Origin of the sequence: Salinimicrobium sp. TH3 (genome assembly GCF_026676115.1) — a bacterium.
GTDB lineage: Bacteria > Bacteroidota > Bacteroidia > Flavobacteriales > Flavobacteriaceae > Salinimicrobium.
The window spans coordinates 1-4,395 of sequence record NZ_JAPONB010000017.1; the positions used below are offsets into that span (position 1 = coordinate 1).

Annotated in this window: 1 protein-coding gene; it reads right to left on the reverse strand. The window is 43.5% G+C overall.

What is annotated here, in order from left to right; genetic code table 11:
* The coding region (locus OU683_RS16510; protein WP_268140339.1) for a beta strand repeat-containing protein at positions 1-4,395 on the reverse strand (4,395 nt) is incomplete at both ends.

Below are 4,395 nucleotides of genomic sequence, written 5' to 3' on the forward strand. Positions count from 1 at the left end.
TTTTGATCAACAATAGTGATATTTCCGTTTCCGTCGTTGAAGGTCCAGGTAACAATGTAGTCTCCCTGCTCAGTATAAGTAAGTGGAGCATCGGTAGTGGCTGTGATTGTTCCGGCACAATTATCTGAAGTTGTTGGAGCAGTCACATTTGCAGAACACTCACCTGTTACATCAGCAAGAGTGATAGCCTCAGGTGCAGTAGTATCATTGATAATTACATTTTGATTGCTGGTAACCACATTCCCGTCTCCGTCGTCAAAAGTCCAGGTGATTATATATTCTCCCTGTTCGGAGTAGGTAAGAGGATCATTAGTTGTTCCCGTGATTGTTTCTCCTGTACAAGCATTTGAAGTTGTTGGAGCCGGCACAGTGATCTGACATTCAGCTACAGCATCTACCAGTACCGGTGCAACCGGAGCAGTATTGTTTTGAACAACAACTGTTTGATCTACATTGGTAGCATTTCCATTTCCATCATCAAAAGTCCAGGTGATAGTGTAGGTACCTAATTCAGAATAGACAAGCGGATCAGGTGTTGTTCCTGTAATAGTTCCTGCACAATTATCTTCAGTAGTAGGAGCAGTTACAGTTACTTCACAGTTTCCTGTAACAGTTTGTAGAGTTACAGCATCGGGAGCTGTAGTGTCTTTTACGATCACGTTTTGATCAACAGTAGTAATATTTCCATTTCCGTCGTTGAAGGTCCAAGTCACCACGTATTCACCCTGCTCGGTATAAGTAAGAGGAGCATCGGTAGTGGCGGTGATTGTTCCTGCGCAATTATCTGAAGTTGTTGGAGCAGTCACAGTTGCAGAACACTCACCTGTTACATCAGCAAGAGTGATAGCTTCAGGCGCCGTGATGTCCTTTACAATCACGTTCTGATCTACAGTAGTGATGTTTCCGTTGCCGTCATTAAAAGTCCAGGTCACCACATATTCTCCCTGCTCACTATAAGTAAGAGGAGCATCGGTAGTGGCGGTGATTGTTCCGGCACAATTATCTGAAGTTGTTGGAGCAACAACAGTTGCAGAACACTCACCTGTCACATCAGCAAGAGTGATAGCCTCAGGAGCGGTAACGTCTTTTACGATTACATTCTGATCTACCCTAGTAATATTTCCATTACCGTCATCGAACGTCCAGGTTACTACGTACTCTCCCTGCTCAGTGTAAGTTAAAGCATCTTCAGTAGTAGCAGTAATAGTTCCTGCACAGTTGTCTGTAGTTGTTGGAGCAACAACAGTTGCAGAACACTCGCCTGTCACATCAGCAAGAGTGATAGCCTCAGGTGCAGTAGTATCATTGATAATTACATTTTGATTGCTGGTAACCACATTCCCGTCTCCGTCGTCAAAAGTCCAGGTGATTATATATTCTCCCTGTTCGGAGTAGGTAAGAGGATCATTAGTTGTTCCCGTGATTGTTTCGCCTGTACAAGCATTTGAAGTTGTTGGAGCCGGCACAGTGATCTGACATTCAGCTACAGCATCTACCAGTACCGGTGCAACCGGAGCAGTATTGTTTTGAACAACTACTGTTTGATCTACATTGGTAGCATTTCCATTTCCATCATCAAAAGTCCAAGTGATAGTGTAAGTTCCTAAGTCAGTATAGACAAGGGGATCACTTGTTGTTCCGGTAATAGTTCCTGCACAATTATCTTCAGTAGTAGGAGCAGTTACAGTCACCTCACAGTTCCCTGTAACAGTTTGTAGAGTTACAGCATCGGGAGCAGTAGTATCGTTCACGATCACGTTTTGATCAACAGTAGTAATATTTCCGTTTCCGTCGTTGAAGGTCCAGGTCACCACATATTCTCCCTGCTCAGTATATGTCAAAGCATCATCAGTAGTGGCAGTAATTGTTCCTGCGCAATTATCTGAAGTTGTTGGAGCAACAACAGTTGCAGAACACTCACCTGTTACATTAGCAATAGTAATAGCCTCAGGAGCGGTAAGGTCTTTTACGATCACATTCTGATCTACAGTAGTGATGTTTCCGTTACCATCATTAAAAGTCCAGATCACCACATATTCTCCCTGCTCACTATAAGTAAGAAGAGCATCGGTAGTGGCGGTTATTGTTCCGGCACAATTATCAGAAGTTGTTGGAGCAGTTACAGTTGCAGAACATTCCACTGTTACATCAGCAAGAGTAACAGTTTCAGGCGCGGTGATATCTTTTACGATCACATTCTGGTCTACAGTAGTAATGTTTCCGTTGCCGTCATTAAAGGTCCAGGTCACCACATATTCTCCCTGCTCATTATAAGTAAGAGGAGCATCGGTGGTGGCGGTGATTGTTCCTGCGCAATTATCTGAAGTTGTTGGAGCAGTCACAGTTGCAGAACACTCACCTGTTACATCAGCAAGTGTGATAGCCTCAGGAGCGGTAACATCTTTTACGATCACATTCTGATCTACCCTAGTAATATTTCCATTACCGTCATCGAACATCCAGGTTACTACGTACTCTCCCTGCTCAGTGTAAGTTAAAGCATCTTCAGTAGTAGCAGTAATAGTTCCGGCACAATTGTCTGTACTTGTTGGAGCAGTCACAGTTGCAGAACACTCGCCTGTCACATCAGCAAGAGTGATAGTTTCAGGTGCAGTAGTATCATTGATAATTACATTTTGATTGCTGGTAACCACATTCCCGTCTCCGTCGTCAAAAGTCCAGGTGATTATATATTCTCCCTGTTCGGAGTAGGTAAGAGGATCATTAGTTGTTCCCGTGATTGTTTCTCCTGTACAAGCATTTGAAGTTGTTGGAGCCGGCAAAGTAATCTGACATTCAGCTACAGCATCTGCCAGTACCGGTGCAACCGGAGCAGTATTGTTTTGAACAACTACTGTTTGATCTACATTGGTAGCATTTCCATTTCCATCATCAAAAGTCCAGGTAATAGTGTAAGTTCCTAAGTCAGTATAGACAAGCGGATCGCTTGTTGTTCCGGTAATAGTTCCTGCACAATTATCTTCAGTAGTAGGAGCAGTTACAGTCACTTCACAGTTTCCTGTAACAGTTTGAAGGGTTACAGCCTCAGGAGCGGTGATGTCTTTTACGATCACGTTCTGATCAACAGTAGTGATGTTTCCGTTACCATCCTTAAAAGTCCAGATCACCACATATTCTCCCTGCTCACTATAAGTAAGAGGAGCATCGGTAGTGGCGGTGATTGTTCCGGCACAATTATCTGAAGTTGTTGGAGCAGTTACAGTTGCAGAACATTCCCCGGTTACATCAGCAAGCGTGATATCTTCCGGAGCGGTAATGTCTTTTACAATCACGTTTTGATCAACAGTAGTAATGTTTCCGTTACCATCATTAAAAGTCCAGGTCACCACATATTCTCCCTGCTCACTATAAGTAAGAGGAGCATCGGTAGTGGCGGTGATTGTTCCGGCACAATTATCTGAAGTTGTTGGAGCAACAACAGTTGCAGAACATTCCCCTGTCACATCAGCAAGAGTAACAGTTTCAGGCGCGGTGATATCTTTTACGATCACATTCTGATCTACCCTAGTAATATTTCCATTACCGTCATCGAACGTCCAGGTAACAATGTAGTCTCCCTGCTCAGTATAAGTAAGTGGAGCATCGGTAGTGGCTGTGATTGTTCCTGCGCAATTGTCTGTACTTTTTGGAGCAGTCACATTTGCAGAACACTCACCTGTTACATCAGCAAGAGTGATAGTTTCAGGTGCAGTAGTATCATTGATAAATACATTTTGATTGCTGGTAACCACATTCCCGTCTCCGTCGTCAAAAGTCCAGGTGATTATATATTCTCCCTGTTCGGAGTAGGTAAGAGGATCATTAGTTGTTCCCGTGATAGTTTCTCCTGAACAAGCATTTGAAGTTGTTGGAGCGGGCACCGTAATCTGACATTCAGCTACAGCATCTGCCAGTACCGGTGCAACCGGAGCAGTATTGTTTTGTACAATTACTGTTTGCTCTACATTGGTAGCATTTCCATTTCCATCATCAAAAGTCCAGGTGATAGTGTAGGTACCTAATTCAGTATAGACAAGCGGATCAGGTGTTGTTCCTGTAATAGTTCCTGCACAATTATCTTCAGTTGTAGGAGCAGTTACAGTCACCTCACAGTTTCCCGTAACAGTTTGTAGAGTTACAGCATCGGGAGCTGTAGTGTCTGTAACAACGACATTTTGAGTTTGAGAAGAAGTATTTCCCTGAGCATCCTCGAAAGTCCAGGTCACAACCGTTGTTCCCTGTGCATTAATAGGCAGAGAAGCGTTGTTAGAAACAGTTACTGCAGAACAGTTATCTGTAGCAGTTGGAGCAGTTAAAAAGGTCACCTCACACTGGGCAGTAACATCTGCTAAAGAAGTTGCATCAGCTACCGGAGCAGTGTCATCAGTGATTATT